22 protein-coding genes are annotated in these 17,023 nt (G+C 67.4%); 9 read left to right on the forward strand and 13 right to left on the reverse strand.

The window, feature by feature from the left end; genetic code table 11:
* Nucleotides 1-54: 54 nt before the first annotated feature.
* A complete protein-coding gene (locus M0R88_RS17370) occupies nt 55-420 on the forward strand; it encodes an Hsp20/alpha crystallin family protein (protein WP_248654677.1) in 366 nt (121 codons plus the stop codon).
* Nucleotides 421-537: 117 nt separating this feature from the next.
* Entirely contained in the window at nt 538-939 is a 402-nt protein-coding gene (locus M0R88_RS17375; RefSeq protein WP_248654678.1) for a methylated-DNA--[protein]-cysteine S-methyltransferase, read from the forward strand.
* A gap of 7 nt (nt 940-946) precedes the next feature.
* Here the strand turns inward: M0R88_RS17375 and M0R88_RS17380 are convergent, their stop codons facing one another.
* From M0R88_RS17380 to paaA, 6 genes are all read right to left on the reverse strand, one after another.
* Nucleotides 947-1,153: a DUF2196 domain-containing protein gene (locus M0R88_RS17380; protein WP_248654679.1), complete on the reverse strand. Its 207-nt coding sequence runs from the start codon at nt 1,151-1,153 to the stop codon at nt 947-949.
* A gap of 319 nt (nt 1,154-1,472) precedes the next feature.
* Nucleotides 1,473-1,640, reverse strand: a complete 168-nt coding sequence (gene paaE, locus M0R88_RS17385) for a 1,2-phenylacetyl-CoA epoxidase subunit PaaE (RefSeq protein ID WP_202932630.1) — start codon at nt 1,638-1,640, stop codon at nt 1,473-1,475.
* A gap of 2 nt (nt 1,641-1,642) precedes the next feature.
* Complete coding sequence (gene paaD / locus M0R88_RS17390) at nt 1,643-2,194, reverse strand: 1,2-phenylacetyl-CoA epoxidase subunit PaaD (RefSeq protein ID WP_248654680.1); 552 nt, start codon at nt 2,192-2,194, stop codon at nt 1,643-1,645.
* A gap of 9 nt (nt 2,195-2,203) precedes the next feature.
* Entirely contained in the window at nt 2,204-3,043 is an 840-nt protein-coding gene (paaC, locus tag M0R88_RS17395; protein WP_248654681.1) for a 1,2-phenylacetyl-CoA epoxidase subunit PaaC, read from the reverse strand.
* A complete protein-coding gene (paaB, locus tag M0R88_RS17400; RefSeq protein ID WP_248654682.1) occupies nt 3,043-3,363 on the reverse strand; it encodes a 1,2-phenylacetyl-CoA epoxidase subunit PaaB in 321 nt (106 codons plus the stop codon). The genes paaC and paaB overlap by 1 nt, the downstream gene beginning before the upstream one ends.
* Nucleotides 3,364-3,365: 2 nt before the next feature.
* Nucleotides 3,366-4,307: a 1,2-phenylacetyl-CoA epoxidase subunit PaaA gene (gene paaA, locus M0R88_RS17405; protein ID WP_248654683.1), complete on the reverse strand. Its 942-nt coding sequence runs from the start codon at nt 4,305-4,307 to the stop codon at nt 3,366-3,368.
* A gap of 477 nt (nt 4,308-4,784) precedes the next feature.
* On the opposite strand from paaA, the gene M0R88_RS17410 reads away from it, so the two are divergent.
* The gene (locus tag M0R88_RS17410) at nt 4,785-5,426 is read left to right on the forward strand and encodes a helix-turn-helix domain-containing protein (protein WP_248654684.1); all 642 of its coding nucleotides are present in this window, start codon (nt 4,785-4,787) and stop codon (nt 5,424-5,426) included.
* 160 nt (nt 5,427-5,586) lie between these two features.
* Here M0R88_RS17410 and M0R88_RS17415 read toward each other — a convergent pair whose 3' ends face one another.
* A complete protein-coding gene (locus tag M0R88_RS17415) occupies nt 5,587-6,924 on the reverse strand; it encodes a bifunctional metallophosphatase/5'-nucleotidase (RefSeq protein ID WP_248654685.1) in 1,338 nt (445 codons plus the stop codon).
* A 17-nt stretch (nt 6,925-6,941) separates the two neighbouring features.
* Nucleotides 6,942-7,328, reverse strand: a complete 387-nt coding sequence (locus tag M0R88_RS17420) for a PaaI family thioesterase (RefSeq protein ID WP_248654686.1) — start codon at nt 7,326-7,328, stop codon at nt 6,942-6,944.
* A gap of 135 nt (nt 7,329-7,463) precedes the next feature.
* Here M0R88_RS17420 and M0R88_RS17425 point away from each other — a divergent pair, with 135 nt between their 5' ends.
* Together M0R88_RS17425 and M0R88_RS17430 are read left to right on the forward strand one after the other, a co-directional pair.
* Nucleotides 7,464-8,228, forward strand: coding sequence for an enoyl-CoA hydratase/isomerase family protein (locus M0R88_RS17425; protein ID WP_248654687.1), 765 nt, complete (start codon nt 7,464-7,466; stop codon nt 8,226-8,228).
* Nucleotides 8,229-8,328: 100 nt separating this feature from the next.
* Nucleotides 8,329-8,682 (forward strand): DUF8062 family protein, encoded by a 354-nt coding sequence (locus M0R88_RS17430; protein ID WP_248654688.1) that lies wholly within the window; start codon nt 8,329-8,331, stop codon nt 8,680-8,682.
* Nucleotides 8,683-8,892: 210 nt separating this feature from the next.
* Here M0R88_RS17430 and M0R88_RS17435 read toward each other — a convergent pair whose 3' ends face one another.
* Complete coding sequence (locus M0R88_RS17435) at nt 8,893-9,774, reverse strand: amidohydrolase family protein (protein ID WP_248654689.1); 882 nt, start codon at nt 9,772-9,774, stop codon at nt 8,893-8,895.
* A gap of 126 nt (nt 9,775-9,900) precedes the next feature.
* Nucleotides 9,901-10,371, reverse strand: a complete 471-nt coding sequence (locus M0R88_RS17440) for a MaoC/PaaZ C-terminal domain-containing protein (RefSeq protein ID WP_248654690.1) — start codon at nt 10,369-10,371, stop codon at nt 9,901-9,903.
* A gap of 456 nt (nt 10,372-10,827) precedes the next feature.
* Between M0R88_RS17440 and paaI the strand changes: the two genes are divergently transcribed.
* The 4 genes from paaI to M0R88_RS17460 all read left to right on the forward strand — a co-directional run bounded on the left by paaI (nt 10,828) and on the right by M0R88_RS17460 (nt 14,364).
* Nucleotides 10,828-11,229 (forward strand): hydroxyphenylacetyl-CoA thioesterase PaaI, encoded by a 402-nt coding sequence (gene paaI / locus M0R88_RS17445; protein ID WP_248654691.1) that lies wholly within the window; start codon nt 10,828-10,830, stop codon nt 11,227-11,229.
* 94 nt (nt 11,230-11,323) lie between these two features.
* Nucleotides 11,324-12,634, forward strand: a complete 1,311-nt coding sequence (locus M0R88_RS17450; RefSeq protein ID WP_248654692.1) for a PAS domain S-box protein — start codon at nt 11,324-11,326, stop codon at nt 12,632-12,634.
* A 131-nt stretch (nt 12,635-12,765) separates the two neighbouring features.
* Complete coding sequence (locus tag M0R88_RS17455) at nt 12,766-12,933, forward strand: hypothetical protein (RefSeq protein ID WP_248654693.1); 168 nt, start codon at nt 12,766-12,768, stop codon at nt 12,931-12,933.
* 66 nt (nt 12,934-12,999) lie between these two features.
* Nucleotides 13,000-14,364, forward strand: a complete 1,365-nt coding sequence (locus M0R88_RS17460; RefSeq protein WP_248654694.1) for a DUF8130 domain-containing protein — start codon at nt 13,000-13,002, stop codon at nt 14,362-14,364.
* Nucleotides 14,365-14,418: 54 nt separating this feature from the next.
* On the opposite strand, the gene paaK is transcribed toward M0R88_RS17460, so the two are convergent.
* The 3 genes from paaK to M0R88_RS18690 all read right to left on the reverse strand — a co-directional run bounded on the left by paaK (nt 14,419) and on the right by M0R88_RS18690 (nt 16,995).
* Complete coding sequence (gene paaK / locus M0R88_RS17465) at nt 14,419-15,717, reverse strand: phenylacetate--CoA ligase PaaK (protein WP_248654695.1); 1,299 nt, start codon at nt 15,715-15,717, stop codon at nt 14,419-14,421.
* 101 nt (nt 15,718-15,818) lie between these two features.
* Nucleotides 15,819-16,865 carry a YeiH family protein gene (locus M0R88_RS17470; RefSeq protein ID WP_248654696.1) on the reverse strand — a complete coding sequence of 349 codons (1,047 nt, stop codon included), beginning with the start codon at nt 16,863-16,865 and terminating at the stop codon, nt 15,819-15,821.
* Between the two features lies 1 nt (nt 16,866).
* Nucleotides 16,867-16,995: a hypothetical protein gene (locus tag M0R88_RS18690; protein WP_256468570.1), complete on the reverse strand. Its 129-nt coding sequence runs from the start codon at nt 16,993-16,995 to the stop codon at nt 16,867-16,869.
* Between the last annotated feature and the right edge of the window lie 28 nt (nt 16,996-17,023).

A 17,023-nucleotide genomic window follows, 5' to 3' on the forward strand; every position in this document is an offset into this window, starting at 1 on the left:
GCGAGTCCGCACCAACGTTAAGCCCGAAGCCGTCGCCAGAACATACCGAGAGAGATGGCACGCAGAAACCGACGCCGCAGACACCGACCGACCGACAGCCGACCGGAGCCCGAGATAGCCGTGGACGTGGCCGAGCGCAGCGACGAGTTCGTCGTGACCGCCGACCTGCCGGGCGTCCGCAAGCAGGACATCGACGTGACTGTCCGGAAGAACCGGGTCCAGATACTCGCCGAGCCGCAGGACGACCCCGAGAACGCCGGGACGTTCGCCGGCAGGGCGCGCGAGCGGGGACAGGTCAGCCGGTCGATTCGCCTGCCCGAACGCGTTGACGAGAAGCGCACGAACGCCGAGTACCTGAACGGACGGCTCCGAATCACGCTCCCGAAGCGCGAGCGACGGCGGTCGGTGGACGTGGAGTAGGTCGGCGGACGTGGAGCAGGTCGGCGGACGTGGAGTAGGTCGCCAGAACGAGCGAGGACGCCGGCCGCGTCTCGGCCGACCGAAACGGCAAAGCCCCCGCGCTCCGTCTCTCAACCGATGCACGTCGAACTCTTCGACCGGACCGTCGAACTCGACGCCGACCGCGTCCGAGCGTCCGAGGACGAGATTCGCGCGCAGGTCGGTGAGTACGTCGCGGGCGAGCGCCGAACGTTCGACCTGCCGGTAACGACTCCCGAGGGGTTCGCCGGCGAGGTCGCGGCCGAGATGCGGGCGATTCCCTACGGCGAGACCCGGACCTACGGCGACATCGCGGACGCGCTCGACACCGCGGCCGTCGCGGTGGGTCGGGCCTGCGGCGCGAACCCCGTGCCGCTGGTGGTGCCCTGCCACCGCGTCGTCGGCGCGGACTCGCTGGGCGGCTACTCGGCGGGCGACGGACTCCCGTTCAAGCGACGACTGCTCGAACTCGAAGGGGCGGACGCGAGCGCCACCGAGTGACGGCCCGCTACTCGGGAACGACGCGCTCGACGTAGCCGGTCACGCCAGACTTGAGTTCGACCTTCACGCCTTGCGGACTGTCGCCCTCGTCTATGACGGTCCGAATCTCCCCGCGAATCGGGTCGGCGTCCGGGGCGTTGTCCGCGTTCGACTGGTCGATTTCGACGGTCATGCCGCGTCGGAGTTCGTCCTCCGTGGGTCGGTTTCCGGACACGGGTCACGTTCCGGTCGGGTCGAACAAGAGGATGACGGCCTCCGGTTCTAGTTTATGTTCATACACCTTTGGCCATAACAACTAAGCGGGTACTGTCGAATGAGTAAATTGCGGTTGCGCCCCGGTTGCGCTGCGACTCCATGACCACGCCGCCCGACGGTCCCGAACTGTCATCCGCCCGCGCGTTCGCCATCCGGCGCGGTACGGTATCACGAGTTCCAGCCCTCCGTTTTCGTCATCCACCGTCAGTATCTGTCCACGCTGGCGCTCGTCGTTCCCCGAATCGGCGTCCGTCGCAGACCGCGACGGACCGCGCCAGCTACTCGAACTTCTCGAACGGTTGTTCGCAGTCGTTACAGTAGTGCATCGACCGGCAGAGCGACGGCCCCTTGGGATGCTCGCGCTCGGTCTCGGTCGAACCGCAGTAGGGGCACTCAGCGCCGCTGTCCTCGCCGGAGGTCTCGACGCTCGGGTCTGGTCGTCGCACGGTCAGACGCTCAGGCCGAAGTCGTTCAGGTCGGCCTTGCCCTGTTCGGTCACCATCTCGATGGACCACTCGGGACTCCAGACGAGGCGGAGGTCCACCGACTCGATACCCTCGACGCCCGCGACGGCGCGCTCTACCTCGTCGGTCAGCATGTCTCGCGCCGGGCACCCCGAGTAGGTCAGGGTCATCAGGACCTCGGCGTGGTGGCCCTCGTCCACTCGCTCCGAGACCTCGACGCCGTAAATCAGTCCGAGGTCCACGATGGAGACGGGCATCTCGGGGTCCTCGACGCCGTAGAGGGCGTCCCACACGTCCGCCTCGATTCCCTCGGCACCCTCGCCGGTCGCGGGCATGTCCTCGACTTCCTCACCCTCTACGTACTCGGTGTACGCACAGAGCGCGGGGTCCGAACAGTCGTCGCTCAGGCCCGGCACGGCGGCGTCTCCCGAACCGGAGACGCCACCCGTACCGGGAATCTCGTCGGCGTCGAGGTCTGCGGGGTCCTCCTCGCGGAGGTCCGGAATCTCGGGGTCGTAGGGCAGTTCACTGGACATGGGCGTGAATCACTCCGCCTCGTCGGGGTCTTTCATGATGCGGGTCGCTTCGCTCCGGCCGAGTTCGCGGTACGTGTTGGTGAACTCGTCCCAGAGGTCGTCCCAGTCGTCGGTGTGGCTCGCGTCGCGGCCGATTTCGTCGGGCAGGTCGGCGTCCGCATCGACGTCGAGACCCAACCCTTCGAGGTACGGGACCACGGTGTCGAGCCACTCCTCGCGCATGTCCGCCAGCGTCTCGGTCCGGAGGCCTAGCTCGTCGATACGGTCCTCGACGTCCTCGTCGGTCGGCGCGAACAGCGTGAGGGCGTACGGGAAGAGGCGGTCGAGTACCTGCTGGACGCGCCGTCTCCCTTCCTCGTCGTCGCAGAGTCGCTCCAGCCAGTTCTCGGCGTGTTCGCGGTGGTAGTCCTCCTCGCCGCGAATCTTGCCCACGCGGTCGCGGATGCGAGCGTACGACGAGTCGGCGAGGGCTTCGAGGCGAAGTTCCTCGGCCACGTCGTAGAGGTACGACCGCAGAATCGGGTCGGCCCAGTCGCCCTCCTCGAAGGGGAGTTCGGTGAGCGTGCTGTGGTGCCACTCCTCGGGCGGGCGCTCCCAAATGAGGTCGGGTTCGTCCGGGCCGAAGTCCTGCAGGAGGTCGTACCAGAGGCGGGCGTGGCCCAGCTCGTCCTGCGCGATGTTCGCCAGCGCGAGGTCGGATTCGAGGGTGGGCGCGCGGACCTGCCACTCGGTGTAGCGCTCCGCGAGGACGAACTCGTCGTCCGCGAGGCGGAACAGGAGGGTCTCGACCGCTTCGCGTTCGTCCTCCGAGAGGGCCTCCGGCCCGGACAGTTGCTCGGCGCTCGCCATCAGTCGTCACCTCGCTGGCGCTCGGCCTCGGCCTGCACCTGTTCGCTCTCGGAGTCGGCGACCTCCGAGGCGGCGGCCTCGAAGTTGTACGACTGGGCCCACCGGTAGGACTTGTCGGTCGTGCCGCCGAACTTCGCGTCCTCGGTATCGACCTCGCCGATTTCCTTCTGGGGAACGACCCAGAGGCTGTTGGTCGGCTTGCGCCGCCCGTGCTGGACCTCGGCGAACATGAGCGCCATCTCGCGGTCAGGTGCGTGGACGTTTCCGCAGTGGGTGTGATACTCGCCGGCTTGGTCCTGTCGGAACACTTCCCAAATCATGGTTAGTCTGCCGCCTGCGGGCTCGCGCCCGCGCTCTTGGTTTCCCAGTCGTCCATCGAGTTCCGAACCCACTCGACGGCCTCTTGGGTGCGACTGCGCTTGCCGATCTGTTCGTGGCTCCCCGGAGAGTCGTTCTTGGCGATAGTGAAGAACTCGTCCCAGTTCAGGTCGTCCTCCTCGACCTCGTAGGTACCGTCGCCGTTCTCTCGGATGCGCGGTTCGTCGGGGATTTCGAGGCCGTACTTCTCGGCCTTCGGGATGTAGGCGTTGAGGAAGGCGTTACGCAACTCGTCGTTGGTCATCGTCTTCAGGCCCACGTCGGCCGAGAAGTCGTGGTGAGTGGACTTGTCGTCGGTCGGCCCGAAGAACTGGATGATTCGGGGCCACCACGTCTCGAAGGCCTCTTGCGTCTTCTCCTGCTCGGCCTTCGAGCCGGTCATCAGCTCGTAGAGGATGGCCTCGCCGTGCTTGACGTGGAAACCCTCCTCGAAACACACCTTGTCCATCGCGTGGGCGTACGGTTCCCAACTGGACTGCTTGAGCGTCGCCTGTCGGCGCATCGCCGCGCCGTCCACGAAGAAGGCGATCATCGGCGTCTCGACCCACGAGTCCAGCGGGTAGTGGAAGCAGTTGAGGAACTTCCCCTCGCCCTCGGCCAACTCGTCTAACATCTGCTCGCGGGACTTGATACCGAGCGACTCGGCGGCCCGGTAGAGCAGTTGCCCGTGGCCGATTTCGTCCTGCACCTTCGCCGAGAACGCCAGCTTCCGGTCGAGGCTCGGGGCCTCGCGGATGAAGGGTCGTTCGAGGTACGCCCCCATGATCTCGCTGTTCGCGTGGAACTGAATCATGCGGGTCGCGGCCTTCCGGTACTTCTCCGGGAGGTCGTCTTTCGGACTGAATTCGCGCGGTCCGGCGCGCTCCTTGACTTGCTCGATGTCCATATACAATCATCTACGACCCCGACCGGGATACCGATTGACCCGTCCATGTGGCGGGTTTAAATACGACGCCGAACAAGTTTCTCGCATGACCGACCGGCCGACACGCCGACGCCCGGCCGACCGTCCACCGTCGAGTGACCTCCACTGTCCCCCGGAAACCCGCGCCGACAGTGCGCCGAGACGCCCCGCCGACAGTGCGCCGAGACGCCCCGCCGACCGTCGAGCAGTAGCGCGGGCACCGACCGAACCACCGCGAACGCCCGGCGGAACGACCACCGCGTCTGGGCGGACTGAAAGGGGCCGCACGCTCGCGGGCCGTAGGCCCGTGGTCGCCTCCGGCGGCTATATTCCGCGCGCAGTTCTGCGCGCGGAATATCCGGCGGAGCGACCGCGAGCGTGCGGGGGCGTTCTACTTCTTCTTTCCAGAACCTCCATCACCACCGACAACGCGAACCGAACCACTGGAGGTATCGAATCGTGATAGACGAGTGTCTCGTCGTGGAGTTCAGCGTCACTGGCGACGACTGCCCGCTGGCCGAGGCGACCCGCGAGACGGGAGCCACCATCGACGCCCGCCCGCCGCAACTCCGTCACGACGACTACGCGCTGTTGCGCTTCTCGGCGGGCGCGGAGGCCGACGAACTCGCCGACGCACTCGACGCGGACGAGCGGATTCGCTACCTCCACGTCTCCCGGACCGACAGTCGGACCAACTTCCGGTGTCTCTCGAAACACCCCTGCGTCGTCCACGAGTTGACCGACGCCGGATTCATGGCCGAGACCCTCCAGTACCGCGAGGGGACCGAACGGTACACCGGCGCAGTCGTCGGCCACGACGTGCTTCAGGGCGTCCTCTCGGCGGCCGCCGAGACGGTCGGCGTCTCGCTCGAACGGGTCTTCCCGCTCGGGAGCGAGGACGACGAGGCGGTCGCCCAGCGGTGGGACGTGACGCCCGCTCAGGAGGTCGCGCTCCGGACCGCGATGGAGATGGGCTACTTCTCGGTCCCGCGAGGAGCGACCGCCGCGGCGGTCGCCGACGAGTTGGGAATCAGCAAGTCGGCGTTTCTGGAGCGCCTGCGCCGGGGGCAGGCGACGCTGTTCGCGCAGGTCTTCGGGTAGAACCGCGACGGACCCCGCGGGGAGGGCGTCTGGTCGGTCGGCTACGACTCGTCGTCCATTCCCGAGTCGTCTCCCGTCGGCCGAAAGTGGATTTCGGAACCCGAGACGGAACCGTTCGACCGACTGACGCATCGCCGACCGTCGAGCGAGTCGCGGGTCGCTACTCCTCGACCGCGATACGCCCGTCCAGTTCGGCATCGACGCCCACCGTCCGCGCGTACTCGACCAGCGCCTCGTACTGCACGCCGACCGTCTCGGTCACGTGCTCGCGGCCTATCGCCGGGAACTCGTCGGTGTCGACGACGTACCCGTTCGTCGCCAGCGCGTACTCGGTCCGGGGGTCCAGCGACTCGCCGCCGACGCGGACCTCGCGGACGGTCTGCTCGGCGCGGTCCCAGACGACCGTCATCCCGCTGAAGTGGGCCCACCACGCCTCGGGGGTCGGACTTCGGCGGGCGCGCTCGTCGGTGGCGACCGCCTGTTCGGCGAGGTCCCGGAGCGTCTCACCCGAGAGTTCGGCCCGGCAGAGGTCGGCCGCGAACGGTTCGAGGCCCCGTATCTCTGCGAGCGTCACCTCGTCCGAGAGGGCGGGACCTCCCCGGAGCATCCGGGTGTCTGCGTACCCCACGTCGGCATCGCCCGCCCAGCGGTAGGCGTCGGTGACGAAGTTCGTGATCCGTCGCTCGCCCGCGAAGCTGGCCTCGCGGTCCCTGTCGAGCGGTTCCTCGGCGACGCCGACCACCTCGGCGAGTCCCGTCTCCGCGAGTCGGGCGCGCAGGCGCTCGGCCACCTCGTCGTCCCGTGGAGCGCCCGCGACCTCGTGGCGGGTGGCCGTCGCTTTCTTGCCGAGTTCGACCTCCCAGAGGACTCGGCCGTTCGCCCCCGGCCGGACGAGCAGCGTCCCGTCGATTCGGTCGTGGCGCTCGCCGTGGACGTGTCCGGCGAGAATCGCGTCTACGTCGGTCTCCGTGGCGATGTCGTCCAGTCGGTCGTCGCGGACGTGTGCGAGCGCGACCGTCCAGTCCGACCCCGCCGCTCGGAGGTCAGCCACTCCGTCGCGGACCGCGTCCACAGGGGCGGAAACGGCCAGTTCGTCGGGGACCGAGGACGCGGGGTCGGTCACGCCGACGAGGCCGACGGACGTTCCGCCGCGCTCTATCGTCGTCGTCGCAACCGTGTCGCCGAACGGGTCGTCGCCGTCGCTGACGTTCGTGACCCACGTCTGGGGCGACTGGCGGACGACGCGTCGTGCCGCGTCGAGTCCGTAGTCGAAGTCGTGGTTGCCGAACGTCTCGGCGTCGGATTCGACCGCGCGGAAGAAGTCGAGGGATTGCGCGCCGTCTTCGACCATCGCCAACACGCCGGGACCGAGGTCGTCGCCGGTACCGACCACGACGGTCCGGTCGTCGCGCAGCGACTCGATGCACCCCGCGAGGCGGCCGATGCGCTCGGGGTGGTCGTAGGCGTTCTCGACGTCGGAGTATTGGAGGAGTCGCATCTTGCCCGTCGCGCTCGCTACCCCGTCTTGTAGACGCCGCGCGCGTCGGCGACCTGTGCATCACTTTCCTCCGCGTAGACTTCCACGTCCACGACGCCCACGTCGCTCCCACAGCGCACCACGTCGGCCTCCGCGCGCAGGTCGCCGGTCCCGGCTTCGAGATAGTCGATGCGCATGTCGATGGTCGGCACCGGCTGGTCCACCAGCGAGACCAGCGCCGCGCCGCCGACCGTGTCCGCGAGCGTGAACGTGACGCCGCCGTGAGCCATCTGGCGGTCGGCGTTCCACGACAGTTCCTCGCGCATCTCGACGCGGCCCTCGGCGTGGCCGTCCTCGACCTCGGTGACTTCGACGCCCAGCAGGTCGGCGAACGGCATCTCCTCGAAGAAGCTCTCTACGTCCATGGGGTCGATTTGGGGCGGGAAGCGGCTTAAAAATACTCGTTCGCTGAGCGGGCGCACGGCACGTACCCCGGACCGCGGCGGTCGGCCCGCCCAGCAGTGGGGTAGTCTTATTTCGATAGCGCCGGACGGTGGCGTATGGAAATCTCCGAGGAGGACGGCGTCCGAACCGTCACGTTCGACCGACCCGAGGTCATGAACGCCTTCACCACCGACACCGCCGAGGAGTTGGCCGAGGTAATCGCCGACACCGACGCCGACGAGTTCGACGCGCTGGTCCTGACCGGCGAGGGCGGCGCGTTCAGCGCGGGCGGGGACATCCAGTCGATGGCCGAGCGCGAGGAGACCACCGAGCAGGCCTACGAGCGCGTCACGGAGACCTTCGGCCGCGTCGTCGAGGAAGCCCTCTCGGCGAAGGTGCCCATCGTCGCCAAAGTCAACGGCGACGCCGTGGGCGCGGGACTGGCGATTACGGCGGTCAGCGACTTCGCGTACGCCGCGGAGTCGGCGACGTTCAGTTGCGCGTTCGTCCGCGTCGGCCTGATTCCCGACACCGGCGGGTCGTTCCTCCTGCCCCGCCTCGTCGGTCTCCGGACCGCGAAGCGCCTCGCGTTCACCGGCGAGTTCTTCGGTGCCGAGGAGGCCGCGGAGTTGGGGCTAATCAACGAGGCGGTCCCCGACGACGAACTGGACGAGCGCGTCGCGGACCTGTTGGACACCCTCCGCGAGCGCCCGACGACGACCATCGGACTGGCCAAACGCGCCATCCACGAGAATCTGGGCCGGGGCTGGCGGGAGGGACTCGACTACGAGAACCACGTCCAGTCGCTGGCCTACGACACGCCCGAACACGAGGAGGGAGTCGCGGCGTTCCTCGAAGGCCGGGACCCCGACTTCGAGTGAGAACGGTCGTGGCGGACCCGGCTTCGGAGACCCAGCCGCGGAGACCCGGCCGCCGACTCCGAGTGACAGACTCAAGACGCCGCGCGTGCAATCGACGGTCGTGTCAGACCCAGACGACCCGCTACCCGACGACGACTTCGACGCCCCGACGGTGACCTGCGAGCGGTGTGACCGAGAGTGGGACCTCTCGAAAGAGTTCGACGATTTGGGCGTCGGCAACCACGCCGTCGAGCAGTTCGCGCTCGACCACCGGCGACACACCGGCCACTTCCCCGACGAGATAGCGACGTGGCGCGCCGTCTGTCGCAACTGCACCGAAGAGGCCGAACGACTCGCCAGCGACGCCGCGACCCGGTGGGCCGAGACCCACGCCCGCCACACTCGTCACGCGGTCGAGATTCGTCACGCCCGAAGCGACGAGACGACCCTTATCGAGACCGACGACGCCGAGTAGCGTCCGAGGGGCCGATTTGGTTGGCGACCTATTATCGGAAAAATAATTTAAATCTGGAGCGTAACGAATCCGAGCGGAGGTGACAAAAGATGACGTTCGAAATCAGCGTGGTTCCGTTCTGCACGTGTAAAGAGTTCCCGACGGTGGACTGCTGAGTCCGTCCCGTCAGTCGTACCGTACCCAAACGATTTCCGACGCGCGCCGCTCCCGCTACAGTCCGAGGAACTCCTCGGCGTTCTCCCAGAGAATCTTGCGCTGGACCTCCTCGGGGAAGTCCAACTCCTCGAACTGGTCGAGCCACGGGGCCGGTTCTATCATCGGGTAGTCTGTGCCGAACATCACCTTGTCCTTCAGGAGGCTCTTGGCGTAGTGCAGCACTTGGTCGTCGATGTAGCGGGGCATCCACCCCGAGAGGTCCATGTAGACGTTGCCCTTCTGCTGGCAGATGGCCAACTGCTCTTTCTCCCACGGGAACGCGGGGTGGGCGATGAGAATCTGGAGGTCGGGATGCTCGGCGGCCACGTCGTCTATCAGCATCGGGTTGCCGTACTTGATTTTGAGACCGCGACCACCGGGCGCGCCAGCGCCGAGAGTGGAGTTGCCCCCGTGGAAGACCACCGGGACGCCGAGGTCCTCGATGGTCGAGAACAGTTCCTCGTGTTCGGGGTCGCTCGGGTCGAAGCCCTGCGCTATCTGCTGGAACTTGAATCCCGAGAGGTCGAGGTCCTTCACCGCGCGCTCGGCCTCCTCGACGCAGTCGTCCTTGAGGGGGTCCACGCTGGCGAATCCGACGAAGAAGTCGTCGTACTCGTCGCGCACCTCGGCCACGTAGTCGTTGGGCACGGGCGGATTTCCGGTGTTGGTCTCGGCGTCCCACCCCAGCAGGACGGTCTTGCCGATGCCGACCTCGTGGTACTCCTCGATGAGATTGTCGTAGGTGTCGGTCTCGATGGACGAGCCGAACTTCTCGGCGGCGTCCTCCATCATCAGGCCGCCGGCGTCGTGGAGGAACTCCTCGGTCGGCTGGTGGCAGTGCGTGTCGATGATGGGGTTCTCGTCGGGGTGGTCGGCGACGACGTCGAGTTTGGGCATGGAGCAGTGTTCGGGGACTGTGGTGAAAAATCGTGCGAAGAAGACGTGACTGCGTGGACACGTTCGACGGAGGTGGTTCGTGAACTGCGAGCGGCGGGGAGATGCCCACCGGGAGGAATAATCTGCCTACTCGTCTGCTTCGTCCTTCTTGATGAGGAACTTCATGTCGCCCTCGAACACCACGGTGTCCTCCTGATTCGTCATCGTGGTGTCGATGACGACCAGTCCGGCGTCGTCGCGGCTCGAAATATCCTTCGTCTCGACGACCACCATGTCCAGCGAGATGGTGTCGTCCATGTGGACCGGGTTCGGGATGTCCATGTAGTTCATCCCGAGGAACGCCAGCACGGTGCGCTCCAAGATGCCGGTCCGGTAGACGAACCCCGTGGCGAGGACGAACGTCATCGGGCCGTGGGCCACGCGCTCGCCGAACTCCTCGCCCTCGGCGTACTCCTTGTTGGTGTGGAGTTCGGTCCAGTCGCCCGCGAACGCCGAGTGCATCACGAAGTCGTACTCGGTGACGGTCCGGCCGACGCTCTCGAAGGTCTGTCCCTCCTCAAAGTCCTCGAAGTGGTGGGGCGTGTAGCTGTACGGCATATTTCGGGATTCGCTCGTCGGCGACAAAATTCTATGGTATCTGCCGTGGTGGGTGATGGGAGGAACGACGATAAATTGGACGGAACGGAAAAGCGAGTATCAAACTCGAACAACCGAGTTTCCAGAGCGATTGAAATTCGACAGAAGCTAACTTCAGGCTTGAACACAGGAGTCTCCCGCACAGCACCGCATCAGTCTCACGCCTCCCCAACCGACTGCGTTGTCTGCGAACGTCGTTCGCAGATCAGCGAGACGCGTCGCGTCTCGCAAGTCTCGCTACGCTGCGCTACTCGTCCCTCGCGCGGATGGGCGCGGCGCTCACGAGCGCCACGCCCGCACGCGCCGGACGGAAAGTGTAGCTAGTCTGAGCCGAGAGTGCAGTCAGTCCAAGCCGAGAGGATTGCCGAGTCGGTCGCCGAAGCCGAAAACTAAGTGACCGTCACGCGAACTGCACCCGTGCCAGAAATTCCCGACGAACGCCGCGAGCGAATCGCTTCGGACCCCTTCTGCCAGAAACTGGGCGTCGAGTTGACCGACCTCGGACCCGGCACCGCCGCGACCGAGTTGACCGTCACCGACGACCTGCTGAACTTCCACGGGACGCCCCACGGCGGCGCGATTTACTCGCTGGCGGACGCCGCGTTCGCGGCCGCGTCGAACGCCGAGGGCGACGCCGCGCTCGCTTTGGAGACCAACATCTCCTACTTCGAGGCGGTCGAGGTCGGCGAGACCCTGACCGCCGCGGCCGAGCGGGTCCACGAGCGCGGCCGGACCGCCTCGTACCGCGTCGCCGTCACCGACGAGGTCGGCGACGAAATCGCGGCATTCCGCGGTCGGGTGTACCTCCCCGGCGAGTAGCCCGAGCGTCGAATCCGGTCGAGACGTGTCGGAACGGACGCGTAAATCGCTCCAACGGAAAATCTATGAGGGCCGGTTTCAAACTTATCCGTCAATGGATTCTTCTGGAATCACGCTCGCCGAAACGCTCACCGTGCTGGAAACGACGGGAGCGTCCGGCGCTCCCGTCACGGCGAGCGAAGTTGCAGAAGCACTCGGCTGCGAGCGCCAGACGGCGCGCGACAGACTCGACGAACTCACGGAACGCGGCGACGCCGAGACCAAGGAGGTCGGCGGGAGCGTTCGCGTCTGGTGGACGACCGACCGCCAGCGCCGGGACCGCGACCTCGAACGGTACGAGGCCGTCTTTCGGACCGTCAACGACGGCATCTACGTCAAAGACGAGGAGAACCGATTCACGCTGGTCAACGAGACGTACGCCGAGATGCTCGGCTACACGCCCGACGAACTCGTCGGGCGCGACTCCTCGTTTCTCGTCAGCGAGGAGGTGCTGAACGCGGCCGAGGAACTCTACAGCGACCTCCGGACCGGTGACCACCAGAGCGAGACCATCGAAGCGTCGCTGGAGACGGCCGACGGCGAAACCGTCGAGACCGAGGCGAGTTTCGCGCTGATTCCGCTGGACGAGGAGCGCGGGGAGTACGAGCGGGTCGGCGTCGTCCGCGACGTGACCGAGCGCAAGGAGCGCGAGCGCCGCCTCGAACGACAGAACAAGCGACTCGAATCGTTCGCCAGCATGCTCGCCCACGAACTCCGCAACCCCGTCACCATCGGCCAGATATACGGCCAGCGCCTCCCGTCCGACGAAGCGCCGGAGGCGGTCGAGTACGTCACCGACGCGTTCGACCGCATCGAGGACATGATAGACGTGCTGTTGGTGCTGGCTCGGGGCGGCGACGCGGTCGGCGAGTCGGAACCGGTCGCGCTCGCCGACGTGGCGAGAGAGGCCTGGGAGCAAGTGAACGCGCCGGACGCGACGCTGACGGTAGCGACCGACCGGGTCTTGCTCGCGGACGAGACGTACGTCCGACATCTCTTCGAGAACCTGCTCGAAAACGCCGTGGAACACGGCTCCACGAGCCCTCGTCCAGCGGACGAGAACGCCGTCGAACGCGGGTCGGAAGGCGCCGCGGCGGACGAGGACGCCGGTCTCACGGTCACGGTCGGCGACGTTCCGACCGGGTTCTACGTCGCCGACGACGGCGTCGGCATTCCGCCCGAGGACCGGGAGACGGTGTTCGAGGTCGGGTACACCACCGCGGAGTCCGAGGGCGGAATCGGAGTGGGACTGACGTTCGTCGCCGAACTGGTCGAGACGTACGAGTGGGAGTGTGCGGTGACCGAAAGCGAGGCCGGCGGTGCGCGCTTCGAGTTCACGAACGTCACGCTTCACTCCGAGGAGTAACGGCGGAGTCCGCCGGAACCGACGCGGCGAACCGGTAACTTTCTTGTCCTCTCCGGTCGTCGGTTCGAACGCGTACGGGTGATAGCATGGATAGAAGAGCTGTTCTCGGCAAGTCCAAGGCGGAACTCGTCATGGCACGAATCGGAGAGGTGATGGCGGCGTGCTACCTCCTGCTGCTGTTGCCGGTCCTGCCGGTCCTGCTCGCGTACGTCGCCGTCCAGAAGGTGCTGGCACTGTTCACCGGCCGGTCCGACGAGCGCCGGCGGTTCGACCCCCGGAGCGGCGCACCGCCCTCATAGTCGTCGGGACGGTAAGCGCTACTTTAATTCCTGCATATTTTTGAACCCCGAGCGTCATCCACCGGTATGCGACGCCGTCCGTTCCTCCGTCTCGCCGGCGCGACGACTGCGGCCGCGACCTCGGTCGGGGTGCTCGGCGCGTCCCGGTCGTCTGACGGAAGCCGAAACGAGCAGGCGTCCGGCGGGGACTCCGCTCGGTCGCCGGCCGGGACCCGACTGGCCGCGACCGACCGCGCGCTGTCGGTCCGGCGCGCCCGCACCTTCGACCACGTCGTCCGACTGAACGACCTCGGCGACGACCCTCGCGGGCGAATCACCGCGTTTTCGGCCCTTTCGGAGCGCGAGCGCGAGGTCGTCGCCAGCGCAATCGAGGGCACCTACCGGACCCGCGACCCGCCCGAGTGGCTCTGCGAATTCGCCAGCGCGACCCCCTTCGTCGAGCGGGCGGGTACCTACTACCGACTCGACGACACCCTGCCGACGTACCGCGTCACGGCCGAGGCCGTCGCCGAGCGCGACGTCGCGGGTGAGGTCGCGACCTACGAGGCGTACGAGCGCGCCGTCACCCGCGAGGAGTACGTGGCCAGCGGCCTCCTGCGAATCGCCCGCCGGGAGGGCATCGAACTGGGGTACGTCTGGCCTACGCTCCGGGAGTTCTTCGAGCGCTACGACGCCGCGCGCTACCACGGCGAGGTCCTCGACTTCGCGGTCGAGGTGGACGGCGCTGGCCCGCCCGCCGAACTCTCGGCGACGGAGGTGGGCGTCGAAACGGCGGTCGGCGGCGCGGTCTGGAACGCGGACGCCGCACCCGAGCGCACCCGAAAACTCGTCCGGCGTGCCGGCCGCGCGCGCGGGGCGTACGGGTTCGACCGCGCGCCCGCGGGCCTGCTCGACGCGCTCCGTGACCACCGGTACGTCGCGCTCGGCGGCACCTTCTACGCGAGTTACGTCGAGTCCGACGGCCCGGTCCCGGTCTCGGTCTCGGCGACGGTCCGCGAGGGCCGACTCCGCCTCGCAGTCCGGAACGACGGCGACCGCGAGGTGCGACTCGCCAGCGGCCCGCCGCGACCCTTCGGAGTCGTCCGGTGTCGCGCCGCGGGGGACACCGGGGGCGACGGGCACGTCCTCTGGACCGACGCCTACGCCGCCAGCGACCGCGTTCGGACCGCGGGCCGGGACGTGACCGCCGCGAACGACGTGGCGCTCCTCTCGACGCTCGCGCCCGGCGAGTCGCTCGCCGAGCGCTACGCGGTTCCGGCCGACCTGCCGGCCGGCGAGTACGTCGTGGAGGGGTCGCTCGGCGTGGAGCGCGACGGGACCGCCGAGGGCGGAACTGGACCCGCCGACGGCGGAACCGGACCGGGCGAGGGCGGAACCGAACCGGCCGAGGGTTCGACCGTGCAGTACCGCGTCACGTTCGCGGTCGAGTAGTCGAGGCCACTGTCGCGTCTCAGCGCATCGAAAAGAGAGCGAGGAGCGACGAAACTATTCGTCTTCGCCGCGGTGGTCGAAGACGCGCTTGACCTTCCCGACCTCGGTCCGGTCCACGACGCCCGGCCCGACGACTTCGATTTCGTCGGGGTTGACCTCTAAGGTCTCCTCCAGTTTCTCCCGGATATCGCGCTCTAACTCCTCGTGGGTCCCCTCGTAGTCCTCGTGGTACTCCACGGTGAGTTCCATCCGGTCCAAGTTCCCCCGGCGGTAGAGGTCGATGCGGTAGTGGGGAGCCACGTCCTCGATGTCCACCATCACTTCCTCGATCTGGCTCGGGTAGACGTTGACTCCGCGGACGATGATGAGGTCGTCCGTGCGTCCGGTCACGTTGTCCATCCGGACGACGGTGCGCCCGCAGTCGCACTCCTCGTAGGTCAGCGAGGTCATGTCGCCGGTCCGATACCGGAGGACGGGCAGAGCCTCCTTGGTCAGACTCGTCAGGACGAGTTCGCCCTCCTCGCCCTCCGGGAGGGGGTCGCCGGTTCGGGGGTCCACGACTTCGGGATAGAAGTGGTCCTCCCAGACGTGCAGGCCGTTCTGGACCTCCTCGCACTCGATGGAGACTCCCGGTCCGATTATCTCCGAGAGACCGTACACGTCCACCGCGGTCACGTCCAGCGCTTGCTCTATCTCGTCGCGCATGGGGTCGGTGAACGGTTCCGCGCCGATGATGACCGTCGAGAGCGGGAGGTCTCTGGGGTCGATGCCGCGCTCCTCGGCGGCCTCCGCGAGATAGAGGCAGTAGGAGGGCGTGCAGGCCAGCACGTCGCTCTCCAAATCCTGCAACATGTCCAACTGGCGCGAGGTGTTGCCCCCGCCGGTCGGGATGACGCAGGCTCCCAGTTCCTCGACGCCGTCGTGGAACCCGAGTCCGCCCGTGAACAGCCCGTAGCCGTAGGCGTTCTGGACGACGTGGTTCGGCCGGACGCCCGCCGCGTGCAGCGACCGAGCCATAACCTCCCGCCAGACGCCCAAGTCCTCGTCGGTGTAGCTCACGATTTTGGGTTTGCCGGTCGTTCCCGACGAGGCGTGAATCCGGCGCACCTCGTCGTGGTCCACCGCGAAGAGACCGTCGGGGTACTCGTCGCGGAAGTCCTCCTTCGTCGTGAACGGGAGTTCCGAGACATCTTCGACGCTCTCGATGTCGTCGGGCGAGACGCCCGCCTCGTCCAGCGCCTCGCGGTAGAAATCGACGTTCTCGTAGGCGTACTCGACGGTTTCGGCGAGTCGCTCGCTCTGCAAATCGCGCAACTCCTCGCGGGGGAGGGTCTCTACGTCGTTGTAGACCATGCTGAATAATCATTCGCAAGAGAGGGTCTAAACTGTTTGGTCGCCGGTAGCGTCGCGCAACCTCGCCGTCGCTACCGTCCGGACTCGACTACTTGGTCGCCTCAGAAGGCGAACCGGACGACGACCAGCGCGACCGCGCTCACGACCGCGAGCGTGAGCGCGAGGACCGCCAGCGGGCGGACGCCGGTCTCGCGCAGGTCCGAGAGCGCGACGCTCGTGCCGAGACCCGCGAACGCGACGAGGAACGCCGCCCGATACGCTTGCTCGATGCGCGCGAGTTGCGGGTCGGTGAAGACGCCCGCGCTGGCCAGCGCGACCAGCGAGAGGAACCCGAGGACGAACTTCGGGAAGCCGTCCCAGAGGCTCCGGAGGAACGACGACGCGGACGCCGCGGCGGTCGGGCCGGACTCGTCACCCGAACTTGCCTCGGCGTAGACCACCGAGTACGCGACGACCAGTCCGCCCAGCAGGACGTTTCGGGTCAGTTTCGCCACCGTCGCCCACTGCCCGGCGACCTCCGAGTAGGCGAACCCGGCGGCCGTGACCGGGCCGGTGCTGAACATCGTCAGGCCCGCCCAGATGCCGAACGTGCGGTCGGCCAGCCCGAGAAACTGGCCGAGCGCGGGGTAGGCAAAGAGCGTGAGCGCGTCGAAGACCAGAATCGTGCTGGTCGCGTAGGCGACGTGTTCCTCGTCGGCGCGGATAGCGCCAGCGACCGCGACGACCGCCGAGACGCCGCAGACGCTCGCGCCCGCCGCGACCAGCGACCCGAGGCGACGCTGGAGGTCGAAGCCTCGCGCGAGGAGTTCGGCGACCGCGAGCGTGAAGCCGACGACGCCGACGACCGCGAGGAGGAGCCTCGGTCCCGCTTCGACCAGCGCGTCGAGCGAGACCCGGACGCCCATCAGGACGATGCCGACCTCCAGCCAGAGGTCGTAGGTTCCGACCCCCGACTCGAAGCGGTCCGGGACGCCGACGGTGTTGGCGAGCGCCCCGCCGACCAGCACGGCGACGAGGAGCGCGGGAACCGGGACGAACGCGGCGAGACCGCGAGCGACGAGCGCGAGTACGACGAGGAACGCGAGACCGGGGAGCAGGTCTCGGAGCGAGGGGAGCAGGGCCGACCGGTCGGGGCGTCGGGGAGCCATCTCAGACCGCGAGCCACACCGCCGCGACGACGAGGTGGCCGACCACCGTCGCTCGCCACCCCCGGTCGAGGTCGGCCCACCATCGTCTCGCTCGCTCGTCGAGCGTCCGCAGTGACCGCGCGTCCGCCATGTCGTTCCGAACTGGCGGTCCGCCCGCC

Source organism: Halorussus gelatinilyticus (genome assembly GCF_023238445.1).
GTDB lineage: Archaea > Halobacteriota > Halobacteria > Halobacteriales > Haladaptataceae > Halorussus > Halorussus gelatinilyticus.